Source organism: Microlunatus sp. YIM B11417, assembly GCF_059617205.1.
Window position 1 is genome coordinate 753496 of the sequence record NZ_JCAMPJ010000001.1, and the last position, 16482, is coordinate 769977.

Consider the following 16482-nt stretch of genomic DNA (forward strand, 5'->3'; position numbering starts at 1 on the left):
GCGTCACCGCCTTCCGGGTTGGGGTCAGGGGATTGGGTCGACCGTCCAGAGACGGGCGGAGTGGGGGACGTGCCGGCCCTTCTTCTCCAGGGCTTCGTCCTTCAGGTGCTGCTGGTGCTGAGCACGAGAGCGGGCCTGGCAGGCCATGCACACGCTGTAGCCGACTCGGTAGCGGCGGTGCTCGCCGCCGTGGCCGTGGAGCGACTCGGAGAGCGGCTGGCCGCAGCCGGGGCACAGGTCGGCCTCGTAGGCCTGGACCGCGTCGATGAGTGCGCGGTCTTCGAGACTCCATTCGGGGTCTCGGGTGGTGATCATCTCTGTTGGACGGCCCTCGGCGTCGTAGATGATCTTGGTTCGTTCGGCCGGCTCCCACCCCTCGAAGCGGCGGGGTGAGATACCGGCCTTGAGGCAGGCTTGGAGCGCCCGCAGTTCTACCGGGTGTTTGCGGAGGGCTTCGACGAGAAAGGGACTTCGACGCGCCGCTGGTTCAGGTGCAGCACGGACATGACCATCGGCTCCCACTCGCCGAACGTGAGTCCTTCGCAGATGTCGGCCCACTCGTAGTCGTCGGACTCTTCCTTGCCGTCCCGCTTCACCTTGGCCAGGCACTCGGACGCGAGATGATCAAGGAACGCATGCCACTTCACCGTGACCAGCTGGCCGCGTTCGTTGTGGGTGTCGTCGTGCTCGTTGACGATGCGCTGGTAGTGCACCGACGACAGGCTGCGGAACGTGAGTTCCATCGTCGCGGCGGCGATCTCGGCGTTCTTCGCCTCGATCAGTTGATCAAGATCGGTGGTGTCCTTCTTCGGCTTGCCGCCGAGGCGCGGCGGCTCCTTCGGGTCGACCGCGGTCAGTGCCGCCTTCTGGATCTCCAGGCGCTCGAGGTCGGCGATGAGGCTCGTGTCGAGGCAGATGTCGACGGTGATCGTGCCGAGCGCGCCGGCCTTCTTCTGCCGGTCACGCAGGAGGGTCCGCAGGGAATCGAATTCGGGCATGGCTGGTCCTTCGGTGCAGGTGAGGGGTGCAGGTGCAGGTGAAGGGGTACGTGCCGGCCCGGTACCTGCGGACCGGGCCGGCACGCGCTCAGGGGCTACGGCCCGGCGACGATCGCCACGTCTTCGCGGACCAGGCCGGTGACGAACGGCTTCTGGATGATCTCGAACTTGCCGCCTTCGGCGTTCGGGTCGATCGCGACCCGGCGCTGGTCGCCCAGTTGGACCGGGTAGACGTCGACCTTCTGGGCGACGGCCAGCGCGGCCGTCTCGGCGTCGAGGCCGCGGCGGTCGATCAGGTAGCCGGTGACGCCGCGCTTCATGGCGTCGTAGTGGACGTTGTCCGGGTCGGCCGCTGCGGCCTGCGGGTCGTAGACGTAGGTGATGTCGTTCAGGGTCTTGTTGACCCGGCCCGGCGACTCGAACGTCTGCTTGGACCCGAGCCGAACGTCCGGCACCGAGGACTGCTCGGACTGCGGTTCGAACCCGCGGACCGCGAACGAGAGGTTGATCGCGGCAGTGCCGGTCAGCTCGGTGAGCTTCGGGGCAGTCGGGTCGGCCAGGGTCGGGACGAAGATCAGGGACTCGGCGCCCTGCGAGGACACACCCTCGGGGTAGAAGACGGTCACGACTGGTTCTCCTTCTTGTCAGCGCGAGCGGCGGGCCTGGGCTGGCCCGTGGGCGGCGGGTCGGCGGCCGGTACGGGATCGGCCGGGGCCGGTTCGGGCGCGGGCGGTGCAGGCGCCTCGTCGGCGTCGGTCGGCTTCAGCGGCCGGCCGTCCCGGTTCACGGCCTTCAGGTCCTCGCGGATTTCCAGGCCCCGGGCCTCGGCGAACGCCCGGGTCACCGTGGCGTGCTGCTTCGACTCAGGGATCAGCACGCGGACGTAGTCGGGCTGAGACATGATCAACTCCTGTTGGTGGTGAGGGTGTAGCGAAGGGTCAGGGACCATCGGGGTCCGCCCGGGGCGTCGTCGTCGCGCTGCATGGTGGCGCCGGTCTCGTCCTCCTTGAGCCGGCCCATCGACTTCCGTTCGGGGTCCGGCCGCCAGCCGGTCAGCGCGCCGCGGACCTGGTCCACGACCCGGGTGCATTGGGTGGGGGAGTAGCCGACGCAGACGACGTAGAATGGCCAGCCGAGACCGTCGGCGACCGATCCGAGGAACTCGGCCGTGGCGTTCCCGGTGCCGGGGTAGAACACGGCGTAGCCCTGCGCGGGGCCGGTCGGGACCTCGGCGTTCAGCGCGGTCAGGTTGGGCAGGCTTTTGAGCCTGTCCATGATCAACTCGGACAGGCTGGTGACGGTGGGCACGGCTACAGCAGCCTGTCCAGGATCTGGCCGAGGGCCTTCTCGAACCGGGGCAGGTGCCGGTCCGCGGCCGGCATCATGTACGGCTGCGGAGCCTGCTTCCAGGTGCCGAACTCGACGTGCGCGCCGTAGTTCGCGGTCGGGCCGACTTCGGCGGCCAGGTAGTCGGGGGAGAACTCGCGGCTGATCGAGTTCCGCAGGTGGCCGGTGTCGACCGGGCACAGTCGTTTCGCGTCGGACTCGATGTCGGCGGCGACCTTGACCACGACCGCGGCCGCCTTGCCCTCGGCGGTCCGGCCGGCGCGGCGGAGATCGCGGGCCAGCTTCTGCAGTTCGCGCACGTCGGCGGGCATCAGGTCACCGCCTTCCCGGGCTGGGTGGTGGAGCAGAACAGGTCGCGTTCCCACACGTCGGTGCCGACGGCCGCGGCGACCACGTAGATCGGCTTGGTGTTCAGCACCGCGTCGGACGAGGCGGTGACGCGGGCGACCGTGCCGGGCGGGAGGTCGGTCGCGGTGTAGGGGATGGTGATCAAGTAGTCGCCGACCGAGAGGCGCTGCTCGCCGACGGTCGGGTTCTGCTCGTCGTTCAGCCGCTGCACCCGGCACGGCACAGCGCCGGGCAAGATCAACGGGCCCGGCACCCACACGATGCTGTTGGTGGCCGGGTCCTCGACCCGCACGTCCGGCCCGCGGAGCTCGCACCAGCCGGTCATGGTCCCAGCCGCTGTCGGCCGATGATCTTCAGCCCACGAGGCGGGAATGACCTCGGTTCCGGGCCGGCCGTGGTGCATGGGCCTCACCGCAGAGGCCATTCGGTCAGTTCGGGCCGGCCGGGCCCGTACGGCTGGAACGGGACGATCTGGAACGCGAACCCGTCCTCGTCCTGCTGCTCGTCGTCGTCCTGCAGCCGCAGCGCGGCGGCCCGTTTCCGCAGCGCGTCGGCGACCTTCGCGCCGTCGGTGCCGACGTCCTGGGTACGGATCACCTTGGACCGCAGAGCCTCGTTGTCGGCGATCGTGTCCAGCGCCTGCGCCGCGGCCCGCTTGACCCGGCCGCCCTCGAGCTCGAGGAACGTCGCAATCTCGGGGTCGGTGAAGATCGGACGGGCGTTGTCGACGTCGTTGATCAACAGCCGGACCTTGCCGGCGTCCGTGGTCGGGTCGTAGGGCATGATCAACTCCCTCACTGGTCAGGTTGTGGGCCGGGCGCAGATCGGCCGTACGAGGGTGGAAAGGAACGCTCCGGCGCCGGCGTGGCTATGCCCGCCACGGCACCCTCAGTCCGTCTTCCCGACCGGCAACGGATGACCCTGCGAGCTACGCCGGATTCGGTTCGGGTTGACGCCCGGCCCAACAGCTAGGGCGGCGCCCGGGCGGCGGGGCTTCGGTCACCGCCCGGGCGTCGTGATCAGGAACCCAGCGACACGTACGTGAACGTCGGGTCGCCCTGCTGGTGGCCGACGATATGACGCACCCGGTACTGGATGTCATCGACCTCGAACGACCCCTCGATCGGGGAGATGTCGCCGCCACCGATCCGGTTGCCGGTGTTGGCCTTGACCCGGAGGTCCGGGGTCTCGTAGCCGCGGAGGAACGCCGCGAACGACGCCGGGCGCCGCTGGCCGGTCTTCGGCAGCACGAACCACGTGGTGAGCGCCTTCGCGTTGGTGTTGATCACGTCCAGCATCGGCTCGACGGTGTAGTCGAGGTCGACCAGGAAGTTGTCGAACACGTTCGTGGTGTCGCCGTTCGTGATCCGGATCTCGCGCAGTGCCCGGATCCGCTTCATCTGCTGCTCCAGCGCCTTCGGCACCAGCAGCTGCAGGCTCGGCATCCCGACGAGCTTCCCGTTCTTCGACTTCCGCGTCCCCACGGCCTGGATGACCGCGTCGAGGTTCTCGGCGGTCAGCGGCAGCGCGGTCGGCGCGTTCCCGTTGGCCGCCTTGAAGAACGCGGTGTTGACCCCGTCGGCCAGGTTCGTCTCCGGGTTGACGTTGAGGATGTTCGCGAGCGCGTTGATCGTCTCGGTCTCGCCGGCGGCCCGGGCGTACTTGGTCGGGATGTCCTCGAGCTCGTCGATGGCCTCGTTGTTCTTCAGCGCCTCGAACGAGATCGCGTCACGCAGGCCGTACTTGAACACGTTGATCCAGAACTGGTCGTGCCCGCCCTTCGCGCCGGTCGGGTACTCGGTGAGCTCCGGCACCTGCTTCAGGCCCAGCTGGTTGTCCCAGCGGTCCTGGAGCCGCTTCGGCCGGAAGTCGTTGACCAGCGTGGTGTCGGTGTACTGCCGCCACACCGACGGCAGCTCGGCGTACTGCTGCTGCGTCTCGAAGTCGATCGCGGCGAACGCGGCCAGCGTGAAGTCACTGGTCGAGAACGCCTCGCGGATGTCCTTCTCCGACTTCCGGCCGGCGAACGCCTCCGACAGGAAGGTGTGCGCCCGGTCCATCAGCGACTCGCTGATCCGGTACCGGCGCGGCGCCACCATCCCCTCGAAGAACTTGCTGTCGTCGGCGCCCTCGGAGGCGGGACCGTTCAGCATTTCCAGCATGATTTTCTCCTGCTCAGTTCGCGATGCGAACGGTCAGCGGCCCCGACGTGGCCGACTTGGTGGACAGGGCGTGCCCGAACAGGTTGTTGCCGGACGCGGTGGCGGTCAGAGCGCCGCCGGGGGTCATGTAGACCGGGTCGCCGATGTTGGTGATCGCGAAGTCGACGACGAAGTCCCAGGCGCCCTTCAGCCACACCGTGGCGTAGCCGTGCGGGTTGAGATTCACCGCCGGGCCGCGGACCTCGTCCGGGGTCACCGACGTGTCGGACCTGTCGGTCTGCAGCACGCCGTTGAGGCCGCCGATCCGGATCGGATCACCGGACTTCTTCCCGGCCGGGACCGGGAGGCTCAGGTGGTCGGCGTCCCGGAACTTCTCGTTGCGCGCCATGATCAGGCCTCCTTGTTGATCTCGCGGCCCCAGCCGTTCTGGCGGGGGCGGGCGGATTCGGTGACCGGGCCGGACTGGCCGAACCCGGTGACCCCGGACGGGGCGAACTTGGCGGCGTAGGCCTGCTCGGCCTCGACCGCCTTGGTGACGGCCTGGTCGAACGCCGGCTCGTCCAGCCGGCCGTCCTTGGTCGGGATGTCCCGGCCCTCGCCGGCGACGGACTCGACGACCCGGTCGGCCATCGCCGGGTGCAGGTCCTTCACGGCGTCGCGGGCGCGCTTCTCGGCGGCCTCGCGCAGGTCGCGGGCTGCGAGCGCGGCACGGGCCTCCTCGGCGAGCCGCTTGGCTTCGGTCAGCTCGGTCTCGAGAGCCGGCACCCGCCCTGCAGCCTCAGTGAGTTCGGCCAGCTTGCCGGCCTCGATCTCGGGCATGTGAATCTCCTCGGATTCGGTGGTGGTGGTGCGCCCTGCCGAGGCGACAGGGACGTAGGTGGTGACGACACGGACCTCGGTCGGATCGCCGGTCAGCGTGACGCTGCGGTCGTCGTCGGCGACCTCGTACGACTGGGCGTAGATCCGGGACTTGTCGGAGTCCTCGTCGTACTGCGTGTAGAACACTTCGGCGGCGTCCGGGTCGAAGTCCCGCACGTACGCCCGTTCCGGCACGGCCCGCTCCAGCTGGTCTCGCCGGTCGCTGGTGACGGTCTCGCTGATCCGGGCCGATTCGAGGACCGACAGCACAGCGCCGCCGCGGCCCGGGCGCGTGACGAAGTCGACCGACGCGCACTCGGTCAGCGCCTCGATCACGCGGACCCGGCGGCCGTCATGCGTGCCTTCGGACACCTCGCCGTCGCAGCGGATCGACATGCCGATGTCCGGCGCCGCCTCGGCCAGCAACGGCCGATACGTCGAGTAGATCCGGGCCTTCGCCACGACCGCACCGTTCGACCAGCGGGCGTCCTCGGTCAGCGACCCGGCCAGGTCGCGCACGGACCGCTCCGGCCGCTCGAACGCCTCCGACGCGGTCGGATGATCAAGGAACAGCTGGGTGCCCTTGCCGAACACCTTGTTCTTGACGGCCTCGGTGAGCGTCTTCTCGGGGTACAGGCCGGACGACCCCATGCCGGGGCTGATGATCTGGAGCTCGAACAGCCCGTTGCTGTCGGCTTCGGATACGACAACCGGGCGTGCCTCGGTGATCTTGGGCATGGCGTGGTCTCCCGTAGGATCGGTCGGGTGGTGGATGACGGGCAGGACTGCCCGGAGCACGTGTTCCGGCTGACTGGTGCCGATCTGCGCGCCGACGGTGCGTTGAAGCGGTACGAGTGCCCGCGGTGCGATGCGCTGGTGCTGGAGCAGCCGGCCGGGTCAGCCGACCGGCGCGACCTGCCAGCTGTCCCGCCAGCCTGAGTTGCGGCGCAGCGTCGCCATGTCGTCCCACCCGATCCGGCCCTGCCGGTAGGCGGCGAGCCGGCCGGCGCCCATGATCTGCCGCTGCACCTTCTCCGGCTGCTGGTCGAACCATTCGCGGCCGGCCGGGATGCCGAGCGGCGCCGGCTCGTCCAGGACGATGCCGAGGTCGGCCCACGACCGGGTGACCGGGATCGCGGTGCACCGGCAGTTCGGGTGACCGTTCGGGCCTGGCTCGTCGGCCGGGTACTCGGTGCCGTCCAGCGACAGGCACGCCGGGCAGGTCCGCGACGACAGTGTCGCCGCCCACCGCCAGCCCGCCAGGATCGGCAGGTTCGCCTTCCGCGACTCCAGCGCCGCTGCCCGGTGCGCGTCGAGCAACTCGGTCCGGGCGATCGTCGTGGCCCGGTGCAGGCCGCCGTCGAACCCGCCCCGGGTCCGTTCGAGCATCCGCGCCGCGGCCCGGCGCGGGTTGTCGCCGACCACGACACCGCGGATCAGGGACTGCCGCATCGCCGCCTCGGCCTCGACCGACAGCGGCCGGGTCAGCGCGGTGATCTGCCCGGTCGTGCGCCGCACGATCTGCTCCAGCGCCCGGTCCCCGGTCGGGGTCCAGGCGACGCCCGGCCCGACGGTCGGCAGCTGCGACGCGACGAGCATCTGCTGCAGCCGGTCCATCTCCTGCACGATCAGCGGCACGCCGGCGGTGATCGTCACCCCGGCCCGTTCGGCCAGGTCGGTCAGCGCGTCACCGGCCGCCTTCAGCGCGTTCACCACCGACTGCGCACGGAGCACCTGCGACCGGGTCGGCCAGTCACCGTCGCCTAGCTCGATCAGGTCATCGACGGCGAGCCGGAGCTCGTCGGCGATCTCCTGCCACGCGTTCGCCCACGCCTCGACCAGTCGGCGGGTCGCGTCGTCGACCTGCTCGTCGAGCAGGATCCGCAACTCGCGCAGCGCGTGCAGCGTCTCCGACGTGACGGCCATGATCAGGCTTCGCCGCGGTCCTGCTGCCGGGCCGTGGTGGCGGCGTTTCGGGTCTGCGGCGGAACCCAGTTCCCGTCGTCGTCGGTGACCTGGTCGATGATGTCGTCGATGTCCTCGACCTCGAACAGCTTCAAGATCAACTTCAGGATCACGACCTCGGGGACCTTCTCGGTCGAGTCGGCAAGGCTGATCGCCTTCATCAGCACGTCGATCGGCGTCGAGTCCCACTCCGGCCAGGTGACCTCGACCGTCCGCTGATCACCGGCCGGAAGATCAACAACGAGCCGGTCACCGTCGCGGCGGTTCGTGCCGCGCAGCCCGTTCGCCGGGGCGAGGACAGCGGAGTCGATGACGTAGTCCGCGATGTCCTGCAGCACCCCGGTCCACAGCTTCTGCCGCAGACCCATCTCCAGTTCCAGCGGCTCGTCCAGCGTCTCGGCGACCGCCCGGGCCCCGGTGGAGCCGGGATCGCCGAGCAGCATCGTCAGCGGCACACCGAACGCCGCAGCGACGTACGAGGCGAGCGGCTTGTGGCTGTCGGCGTCGATCTCCGCACCCGACTTCGACACCACCGACATCGCGGTGTTCGGGTCCATGAGCGCGGTGGAGCCGGCTCCGCCCGGGTTGTGCGGCGCGGCCTGCGACGCGAGCACCGCGGCGGCCGCCTCCTGCGCCTTCGACCCCTTCGCGGTGACCTGGTACAGGATCCGGGTCATCGCCTTCATGTAGACGGCCCAGTTCTCCAGGAACTCCTTGTCCAGCTTCGCCCACGGCAGCGCGGCGAACACGTCGCCGATACCGCGCTGGTCGTTCGGGCGGAGCTTGTTCACCGCGATGAACCGGACCGGCGCATCCCACCGGATCTCCTCGCCGCCCCAGGTCCGCGGCCGCAGCGCCGGCCGCCACCCAAGCCGCGGATAGTAGGTGACCTTCTCCTCGACCTTCTCGCGGCCATTCGACTCCCTGGTCCGCACGGTCCAGCGGCGCCGGTACAGCCACACGTTCGCGGCGTCCTCGGGGTCGGAGACGATGTCGTCGATCTCCTCGGGCGGGATGTTCCGCACCCGGACCCGGCCCGTGATCGGGTCGGTCGGCAGCGCGAGGACGACTTCGCCGTCGGTGTGCAGCTGCCGCTCGAGCGCGGTCTGTGCCTCCGGCGCGCAGAACGTGGTCGTGTTCAGCGGGTCTTCCCAGAACGCCTGCCAGGTCGCGTTGACGTCCTGCCCGGTCGCGCCGTCGTCGGCGATCGCGACGGTCACGCCCTGGCCCCAGATGTAGCCGATGCGCAGGTTCACGCCCCGCTTGATCAGCGGGTTCGCGAGCGCCATGATCCGCGAGTACGCGGCGATCTGCTTCCGGGCCTTCGGCTTGAACTGCTCGTCGCCTTCGGCGCCGATCTTCCGCCAGCCGAGGTCTTCCATGTAGAGCCGTTCGAGGTCGGCCAGCGCCTCCTGCAGGAACGCGTTCGACTGCAGCGCGCCGGCCAGCTGCTCGCTGAGCGGCGGCTCGGCGAGCACGGTGGCGCCGTCACCGTTGATCGTCCATTCGGGCACGGGTCACCGCCTCTCGTTGATCATCAGTAGGGGCTGGCTTCCCAGCCGATGTAGTCCATCCGGTCGTACTCGTCGGGCTGGTGCACCGCATCGTCACCGGCCAGCAGCGGCTGCAGCAGCAGCCGGTTGATCGCCTGCGTCAGCGCGTCGACCCGGTCGTCGTGGGTGCCGTTCGGGAACGCGGCGCACTCCTCGATCAGGTCACCCACCCACGGCGCGAGCTCCGGCGTTGGCAGGTGCACGTTCCCGGCCTCGACGAACGGGGAGATCGCCGCCGCCCGGGCCTGTTTCGACCCGTTCGGTTCCTCCGGCACGATGCCCGGCACGACCCGCGACAGCGCCGAGATCACCGCCGGCCCGTTCGCCTTGTCCTCGACCAGCTTCAGCACCGCCTGCGGCCACTTCGCCGACAGGGCACGGAACTGGCGGCACGTCTCGACGAAGTCGAACCGGCCGTGGACCTGGTCGACCAGGTAGGCGTGCACGCCCCGCTTCAGCCACACCTGCCCGCACACGTAGTCCGAGCTCGCGGTGTCCTTGAACGCGAGGTCCCACGAGGCGATCAGTTCGGCGTCGGTGTCGAGCGCGATCCGGGCGCCGTCCTCGCGTTCGATCCACATCGGCTGGTGGTAACGGCGTTCACCTTCGTCGCCGTCCCACCAGTCGCGCTTCAGCAGGTCACCGCCGGCCGGGGACGGGCGGCCCTGGTAGAGGCTGGCCCAGGTGCGGGCGCCGGACCGGAGCTTGATCGCGTCCCACTGCCGCTCGGTGCGGCCGCGGGCCGAGATCATGTACTCGCCCGGCTGCCGGCCGAGCGGGTCGGTCTCGCCCTTCTCGGGACGGTGGTCGGCCTGCGCCGGGATGTTGATCACCCGCCACAGGTGCCCATCCTCAGCGGCCAGCAGCCGCCCGGCAAGATCATCTTCGTGCCAGCGGGTCAAGATCACGACCACGGGGGCGCCGGGCGCCAGCCGGGTCGCGGCGACGTCGGTCCACCAGTTCCACACGTTCTCGCGGAACGTCTCCGAGTCGGCTTCCTTGCGGTCCTTGATCGGATCGTCGATGATCAGCAGGTCCGCCGGGCGGCCGGTCAGACCGGCACCAACACCGACCGACAGCACGCCGCCGTCGTGCCCGGCGATCTGCCACTCGTGCACGGCGCCGTTGTCCGGCGCGATCGCCAGCCCCAGCTGCGGATGGCTGGTGATGTTGTTCCGGATCGTGCGGCCGTTCCGGTTCGCCAGGCCCTGCGCGTAGGACGCGGTGACGATCCGGCAGTCCGGGTTCTCGGTCAGCACCCAGGTCGGGAAGTCCTTCGCGACCCGGGTGGACTTGCCCTCCTGCGGCGGCATCGAGATGATCAGCCGGCCGTCTGGCGTGTCGAGGAGTCGGACGAGTTCGGCGTCGATCAGGTCGAGCGCCGGAGTCTGCCTCGTCCGATCGTCCAACTCACGGGCCAGGTGGCCCGGGGTGGGCCAGCGTCGGCCCTGGGTGAAGTGCTCAGCGACCATGCGCCACACCGGATCGACGATCGCGGTCATGATCAGACCGGCTCAACGTTCAGCACCCCTGACACCATCACGCCGTCCGCGCCCTTGCTGATCGCGGTCGCGACGTTCGCCGGGGTGACGCAGATGTGCCCGATGATCGGCTTCCCCGGCGCGGCCGCGGCCAGCGCATCCCACGCGGCCTGCGGCGCGGCGTGGTCCATGCCGACGATCGACCACCGGTCGGCGTAGGTGAAGTCCGACGCCTCGTAGAAGTAGCCCCACGACTCGTACCCGCGGGCCGCCGCCCGGGCCGCCCAGCTGGTCGAGTCCTCCGGCTGGCCGCCCTGCACGCCGAAGAACTTCGCGACGAACCGGTCGTGCGGATCGTTCGGCTGGCCGTCGATCAGGTCGAACAGTTCGTCGGCGTGGCCCATGGCGTACTTCGGATCGAAGAACACGACGCAGTCGGTCAGCTGGCCGAGGAGGTCCTCGAACCGGGCGTACGGCCGGTCCGGGGTGGTCGGGTTGTCCTCGCAGATCGCGCCGTCGATCAGCAGCGCCTGCACGTCGACCCAGTCCAGGGTGGCCGGGTCGATGTCCACGCCCGACGTCCGCAGCAGCGTCTGATCGTGCAGCCCGAACCAGACCCCATCAGCGGTGCGGGCCAGGCTGACCTCGACGGCCCGGTAGCCGGCCAGCACGGCCTGCGCGTACGCGTAGCTGGACATCTCGGGCCAGGCCCGGGAACCGCCGCGGTGCGCGACCGTGAACCCTTCGGTGGCGAGCATCGCCGTCACCGACGGGAAGCCGGGACCGAACCGGCGCAGCCGGGCCGGGGTGCGGGCGGTGATCCCGTCGGAGATCGCGAGCCTGCCGGGGGTGGTGAGCCCGCCGCCGAGCGACCACAGGATCGGCACGCCCGGCTCGCCGCTGGCCTTCGTCGGGATGGCGAGTTGGAACACGACCGCGTGCGCCGACCCGTTGAACGAGGCGAGCGTGTGCGCGGCGATCGGGCCCTGCCCGGCCCACGCGACCAGCACCGACCGGCTGACCGCGGTGTTCTCCGGGTCGTCGGCAGGGTTCCGGGCCACGCGCAGCATCGCGAGCTCGTCGCCGGGGATGCTGGTGAATCCGGACTGGGCGCCGCCGCCGAAGTTCGCCGCCCACACCTGCAGGACGAACCCGGACTGTGCGAAGCCGGGCACGGCGAGGCTGGTGTCGTTGGTCTCCCGGTCGGTGTACGGCGAGTTCGCGGTGATCGGCAACTCCAGGTCCGGAGCGGCGATCATGAACCCGACGTTCCGGCCGGTCGACCCGGTGAACGCGAACGTCGGCGCCGGATCGCCCGGCTGGAACACGCGGCCGAACACGGCGGTGAACCGGATCCCGACGTCGGTCGGGACGAACGCCGGGCCGAGCCGCTGCCAGCCGGCCGCGACGGCGTCGGCTGTCATGCCGGTCGACTGTGAGTGCAGGATCGCCAGGCACAGGTCACCCGCGGCGACTCCGACCGGGAACGGCACCTGCAGTTCGCTGGTGGCGTTGGTGGCGGTCGCGCCGATCTTGATGCCGCCGGCGAGCGCCGACACCGCGACGTCGACCCAGTAGTTCGCGCCGTTGAACGTGGACCCGGGGTAGCCGAGCGGTCCGGTCCGGAACGAGCCCTGCGCGTTGTCGGTCGCGTCGGCGGTCGACGGGGCGGTCAGGTGCTGGTCGGTGGTCCCGGCGGCGCCGGGCCCGGTGGTGAAGTAGGCGCCGGTCGCCGCGTAGCAGCCGCCAGGGTGGTAGACGGCGGCCCGGTACCGCGACAGCGGGCTGAGCATGATCGTTTCGGTCGGCGTGTGCGCCTGCCAGCCGGACCCGGCGACCGGCAGCGTGCCGGTGTAGAGCAACGCGAACGACGACGGGCCGTCGACCCGGTACAGCGCGACCTGCCGGTCGGCTGCCGAGATGGTGCCGGTCGACGGCTGCCAGAACATGATCGACTCGAGCCGGCACGGCGCGTCGACGATGATCTCGACTCCGACGGTCAGTTCGGAGGTGTCGTCGGCGGACGCGGTGGGCGGTGTGGCCCCGGCGAAGAGCCGCATGGCTACGGCAGCTCGACGATCCAGGTCCCGGCGGGCGGGACTGGCACGGTGTCGCCGACGTCGGCGAAGTTCTCGACGATCACTGGCAGGGGCCGGGCGTCGAGTTGGGCCTGCAGGTCGTCGATGGTGGCCTGCAGCAGCTGCACCTGGCTGATCGGGTGCTGGTGCCCGGCGGCCGGGAAAGTGGCGGGGTAGTCGGGCAGGGCCTCGACCTGGTCGTAGCTGACGAGACCGGCGCCGCCGCCGGCGGCCTGGAGTGCTTCGGTGAGGCCGGCGACGTCCTTGATCGCTGCGCGGAACACGGGGTCACCGTCCTTCCTGGTGTGGGGATGAAGAAACCCCCGCCTGGTGAGCCTGGGGCTCAGAGCGGGGGTCGGGCCGGCCGATCAACGACGGGCGGGGTTGGGGGCTGCTCCTGTCGACAAGGATTCGCAGCTAACCACGAAGGTAGTGGACATTTGTCAAGTCGTACAAACCCGTCACGCGCAGAGGGTGCGGAGGGTGGCGTTCCTCGGTACGCGGGCGGCGATCCTGGCGCGTTCGACCTCGGCCATTCGGAAGCGGAGGGGTCGGACTGCAGCCGGTGTCAGGTGGCCGAGCTTGACCCACCGACGGACGGTCTCGACGCGGACGCCGAGGCTTGCTGCTGCCGCTTGAATGTCGATCACGGTTCCATGATCGCACGCTGCTCAACGATCTAGTTGCGGAGTGTCAAGTGTGCACTTGACTTGAGTGTCTAGGGTGCCCTAGAATAAGATCATGAAGCGACGAGAAGTTCTCAAGACTCTTCGGGAGGCGGCTGAACGCGAAGGTCTCGACTACGAAGAGATCGAGGGTGGGCCGCACACGAAGGTCAAGGTCGGCGGCAAGAAGTCGACGATCAGCCGCACGACCGAGGTCGACGAGATCACGGCCAAGAAGTTCTTCAAGCAGTACGAAGAAGTCCTCGGGGAGGGATGGTGGAAATGACCAAGTACACCGTAACTGCGGAACGCGGTAAGCGCGTATGGGTCCTGCAGTGCGTCGAGGTGCCGGGCGCGATTTCGGAGGTCACCCGGCTCGACCAGGCCGACCAGATCAAGGACGCGATCGCCTGGGTCGCTGACGTACCCGAAGACTCCATCGAGATCGAGGTCATCCCACAGATCTCAGCTGACACCCGGGCACACATGGAAGCCGCCCGGCGCCTACGCGAGGAGTCCGACCGCGCCAAGACCCGGGCAGCCGAGGAGGCGAGGTCGGCCGCGGCAGCACTGGCCCGAGAGGGTCTATCCCTGCGGGACATCGGAACTGTCATGGACGTCAGCTTCCAGCGGGCTCAGCAGCTGGTATCCGAGGCCGACGCCGGAGTGTTCCGCCAACCGGCCCGCAAGGCCGCACGGCGCCGGGTGTCTGCTCGTAACGTGCCTGTGAAGGGCTCCGTCGTCCACCAGGTAGCGAAGGAGGGCGCCAAGCGCGCCGCCGCGAGGAAGTCCGCCGCGAAGACCGCCGCCGCCGCGAAGACCGCGGCAAAGACCGCGGCTAAGCGGGCCGTCGCTGCCCGCGCCTCCAAGAAGACCAGCCGCTAACGGCCCGGCCGGCTGGCTCGGATGATCACCGCGATCAGTTCTGGGCTGCAGCCGATCACGCGGGCCAGCTTCTCGTACGTCCACGACGGATCATCGCGCCGCAGCTGCCGGATCAGCTGATCCCGCCGGGCCCGGTGCCGGGCGCCGTCGGCGGCCGCGGCCAGGGAGGCCTCGTGTGCTTCCCTGGCCGCCGCTGCGCGGGCGTCCATCAGACCCGGCCTGCCGAGAAGTCGGCGAGCAGCTGGGGCGCGGCCGAGTCGACCCCGACGAGGTCGAGCATCCCCGGATCGGTGGGGTCCGCGATCGTGACGTTCGTCGCGGTCATGCCCCAGACGACGAGCCGGGCCGGGATGCCGGTCTTCTCCCGGTACCGGCGCAGCGCCTGGTGCGGGTGGATATTCCCGTGCCAGGTCTCGTTGTCGGTGATCACGAGGAACGTGTCGACCTGCAGGCCGAGCTCGAGCGCCTTGATCATCGGCAGCGCGCAGTCCGTCCCGCCGAACGGCAGGTTGGACACGGTCCGGATCACGTCGTCGAGCCGCCGCCGCGGGCTGATCGGGAGCGCCTTCATCGCGGTCTCGCCGCCGAGCCAGCTGGTCCCGGACGCCGAGGTGAACCCGTACGTGGCAGTGGCCGGCTCGGTCGCCGCGGTGATCAGCGACATCGCCGCGGACGCGTCCCGAGCCGACAGCGGGCTGTCGGCGATCTGGGCGCCCATGGACCCGGATACATCGAGCCCGATCAGGGTCCGCTTCCCGGCCGGGCCGACGTTGCCGTAGCTGGCGTAGAACGCCCGGTCGAGCGCGTCCACGATCGGCCGCGCCGGTGTCCATGTCGACGTGCCACGGAACGACCGGCCGGCCGCGTAGGTGCGCTGCGCGACCAGCACGTTGAACGGGTGGATCCGCGCCGTCTTCAGCCGGTCCCGGTCCTCGAGCATGGTGGCGACCTGCTCGGTCCGGTCACCGCGCCGGAGCGGGTTCCCGATCACCTCGAGCCGGGTCAACCGCGGCAGCTGCCGGACCAGCGCGCCGATCGGCATGCCCTGGTCGACGAGCGCCATCCACACGGCCGGGTCGGTCAGCGCCGCGTCGGGCAGCATCTCCCACGACAGCCGGTAGGTGTTGATCAACTCGACCCACGTCGCGACGTCCCCGGCCGCCTGCGCGGCAAGGTAGCCATGCACGATGTCGGGCAGGCCGTCGGACACGGTGCCCTGCGTGACCCAGCCGTACAGCGCGTTCCGTGCCTCGTCGAGGGTGCGCGGGTGGATCAGCCGGAGCAGGTCGCGCTGGGTGTAGCCCTCGCGCTGCCGGTACTTCACGACCTGGTAGGCCAGCTGGTCGACCGACTTCTGGTCGTACCAGCGGCGGCCGGCCTTCATCAGCCCGGTGCCCCAGCCGCGGAACTGCTTCACGTACTTCACGAACAGCGCCAGGTGGGTGCCGGTGCGGAGCACGGCCGGGAGAGCGTCGAACGCGGCCTTGCGGCCGGCCAGGTCGGGCGACGCCGCGGCGGCGGCGAGCGCGAAGATCGTCGGGTTCTGCTTCGGCGCCCGGCCGGCGAGCGAGATCTCGGTCAGGATCTCGACGAGCCGGACCGGGTCGTTCGCGGCGAACTCGATCAGCACCGACGCGTTCTCGCGAGTGAGTTCCTTCTCGCCCTGGTAGTAGGTGCCGCCGGTCGTGCCCAAGATCAGGAACCGGCGCAGCCGATCCTCGGGCGTGACGGTGAACGTGTAACCGCCGGCGTGGTTCTTCTCCTGGCGGCGGTCGGCGCGCTCGATCTGCGGGGTCGAGCGGGTGTTGATCATGGTGAGCGGATCGCCCATGGATTCCCCCTGGTGTGTTCGGTCCACCGGATCGGTGGACAAGTGAACGGGCGGCTCCCAGACAAGGGGTGATCACTCGGGTTAAGCGCTCTAGGCCACTGAGCTACCCCTGGTTGCCCAAGGGCCGGGATTCGAACCCGGGTCTCTCCTTTTCGAGAGGTAACGAATGATCTTCGGTCTGGGAGTTCACCCATCAGGCCGCACAGACAAGTTGGTGGCCACCCGTGTAACTGCTCTAGCCACTGAGCTACATCCCGGTTTCCCGGGATGGCGGGATTCGAACCCGCGACCTGTCGCTTAAGAGGCGATAA

Annotated in this window: 21 protein-coding genes and 1 tRNA gene; 2 read left to right on the forward strand and 20 right to left on the reverse strand. The window is 69.7% G+C overall.

Going from position 1 to position 16482, the window contains the following annotated elements; translation table 11 throughout:
* Window positions 1-24: 24 nt before the first annotated feature.
* From AC6CCG_RS03715 to AC6CCG_RS03795, 17 genes are all read right to left on the reverse strand, one after another.
* Entirely contained in the window at window positions 25-315 is a 291-nt protein-coding gene (locus tag AC6CCG_RS03715; RefSeq protein WP_496653096.1) for a hypothetical protein, read from the reverse strand.
* Between the two features lie 116 nt (window positions 316-431).
* Window positions 432-998: a hypothetical protein gene (locus AC6CCG_RS03720; protein ID WP_496653097.1), complete on the reverse strand. Its 567-nt coding sequence runs from the start codon at window positions 996-998 to the stop codon at window positions 432-434.
* A 95-nt stretch (window positions 999-1093) separates the two neighbouring features.
* Entirely contained in the window at window positions 1094-1624 is a 531-nt protein-coding gene (locus tag AC6CCG_RS03725; protein ID WP_496653098.1) for a phage tail tube protein, read from the reverse strand.
* Window positions 1621-1899, reverse strand: a complete 279-nt coding sequence (locus AC6CCG_RS03730; protein ID WP_496653099.1) for a hypothetical protein — start codon at window positions 1897-1899, stop codon at window positions 1621-1623. Before AC6CCG_RS03730 ends, AC6CCG_RS03725 begins: the two co-directional genes overlap by 4 nt.
* A 2-nt stretch (window positions 1900-1901) precedes the next feature.
* Complete coding sequence (locus AC6CCG_RS03735) at window positions 1902-2306, reverse strand: hypothetical protein (RefSeq protein ID WP_496653100.1); 405 nt, start codon at window positions 2304-2306, stop codon at window positions 1902-1904.
* A 2-nt stretch (window positions 2307-2308) separates the two neighbouring features.
* On the reverse strand, window positions 2309-2656 hold the full coding sequence (locus tag AC6CCG_RS03740) for an HK97-gp10 family putative phage morphogenesis protein (RefSeq protein WP_496653101.1): 348 nt from the start codon (window positions 2654-2656) through the stop codon (window positions 2309-2311).
* Window positions 2656-3117, reverse strand: coding sequence for a DUF6093 family protein (locus AC6CCG_RS03745; protein ID WP_496653102.1), 462 nt, complete (start codon window positions 3115-3117; stop codon window positions 2656-2658). The genes AC6CCG_RS03740 and AC6CCG_RS03745 overlap by 1 nt, the downstream gene beginning before the upstream one ends.
* The gene (locus tag AC6CCG_RS03750) at window positions 3102-3476 is read right to left on the reverse strand and encodes a hypothetical protein (protein WP_496653103.1); all 375 of its coding nucleotides are present in this window, start codon (window positions 3474-3476) and stop codon (window positions 3102-3104) included. The genes AC6CCG_RS03745 and AC6CCG_RS03750 overlap by 16 nt, the downstream gene beginning before the upstream one ends.
* A gap of 236 nt (window positions 3477-3712) precedes the next feature.
* Window positions 3713-4855, reverse strand: coding sequence for a phage major capsid protein (locus AC6CCG_RS03755; protein ID WP_496653104.1), 1143 nt, complete (start codon window positions 4853-4855; stop codon window positions 3713-3715).
* Between the two features lie 13 nt (window positions 4856-4868).
* Entirely contained in the window at window positions 4869-5243 is a 375-nt protein-coding gene (locus AC6CCG_RS03760) for a DUF2190 family protein (RefSeq protein WP_496653105.1), read from the reverse strand.
* Window positions 5244-5245: 2 nt separating this feature from the next.
* A complete protein-coding gene (locus AC6CCG_RS03765) occupies window positions 5246-6451 on the reverse strand; it encodes a hypothetical protein (RefSeq protein WP_496653106.1) in 1206 nt (401 codons plus the stop codon).
* A gap of 159 nt (window positions 6452-6610) precedes the next feature.
* Window positions 6611-7639 (reverse strand): phage minor head protein, encoded by a 1029-nt coding sequence (locus AC6CCG_RS03770; RefSeq protein WP_496653107.1) that lies wholly within the window; start codon window positions 7637-7639, stop codon window positions 6611-6613.
* Window positions 7640-7641: 2 nt separating this feature from the next.
* Window positions 7642-9192 carry a hypothetical protein gene (locus tag AC6CCG_RS03775; protein ID WP_496653108.1) on the reverse strand — a complete coding sequence of 517 codons (1551 nt, stop codon included), beginning with the start codon at window positions 9190-9192 and terminating at the stop codon, window positions 7642-7644.
* A 23-nt stretch (window positions 9193-9215) separates the two neighbouring features.
* Complete coding sequence (gene terL, locus AC6CCG_RS03780; RefSeq protein WP_496653109.1) at window positions 9216-10733, reverse strand: phage terminase large subunit; 1518 nt, start codon at window positions 10731-10733, stop codon at window positions 9216-9218.
* Between the two features lie 2 nt (window positions 10734-10735).
* Window positions 10736-12772 (reverse strand): DUF4082 domain-containing protein, encoded by a 2037-nt coding sequence (locus AC6CCG_RS03785; protein ID WP_496653110.1) that lies wholly within the window; start codon window positions 12770-12772, stop codon window positions 10736-10738.
* 2 nt (window positions 12773-12774) lie between these two features.
* Complete coding sequence (locus AC6CCG_RS03790) at window positions 12775-13074, reverse strand: hypothetical protein (protein WP_496653111.1); 300 nt, start codon at window positions 13072-13074, stop codon at window positions 12775-12777.
* Between the two features lie 177 nt (window positions 13075-13251).
* Window positions 13252-13440, reverse strand: coding sequence for a helix-turn-helix domain-containing protein (locus AC6CCG_RS03795; protein WP_496653112.1), 189 nt, complete (start codon window positions 13438-13440; stop codon window positions 13252-13254).
* 91 nt (window positions 13441-13531) lie between these two features.
* On the opposite strand from AC6CCG_RS03795, the gene AC6CCG_RS03800 reads away from it, so the two are divergent.
* A complete protein-coding gene (locus AC6CCG_RS03800; RefSeq protein ID WP_496653113.1) occupies window positions 13532-13741 on the forward strand; it encodes a ribonuclease PH in 210 nt (69 codons plus the stop codon).
* Window positions 13738-14340, forward strand: coding sequence for a hypothetical protein (locus tag AC6CCG_RS03805; RefSeq protein ID WP_496653114.1), 603 nt, complete (start codon window positions 13738-13740; stop codon window positions 14338-14340). The genes AC6CCG_RS03800 and AC6CCG_RS03805 overlap by 4 nt, the downstream gene beginning before the upstream one ends.
* Here the strand turns inward: AC6CCG_RS03805 and AC6CCG_RS03810 are convergent.
* The 3 genes from AC6CCG_RS03810 to AC6CCG_RS03820 form a co-directional block, all read right to left on the reverse strand.
* Window positions 14337-14549 (reverse strand): hypothetical protein, encoded by a 213-nt coding sequence (locus AC6CCG_RS03810; RefSeq protein WP_496653115.1) that lies wholly within the window; start codon window positions 14547-14549, stop codon window positions 14337-14339. The genes AC6CCG_RS03805 and AC6CCG_RS03810 overlap by 4 nt on opposite strands.
* Entirely contained in the window at window positions 14549-16171 is a 1623-nt protein-coding gene (locus AC6CCG_RS03815) for a TROVE domain-containing protein (RefSeq protein ID WP_496653116.1), read from the reverse strand. The genes AC6CCG_RS03810 and AC6CCG_RS03815 overlap by 1 nt, the downstream gene beginning before the upstream one ends.
* A gap of 110 nt (window positions 16172-16281) precedes the next feature.
* A tRNA-Ser gene (locus AC6CCG_RS03820) sits at window positions 16282-16426 on the reverse strand.
* Window positions 16427-16482 lie beyond the last annotated feature (56 nt).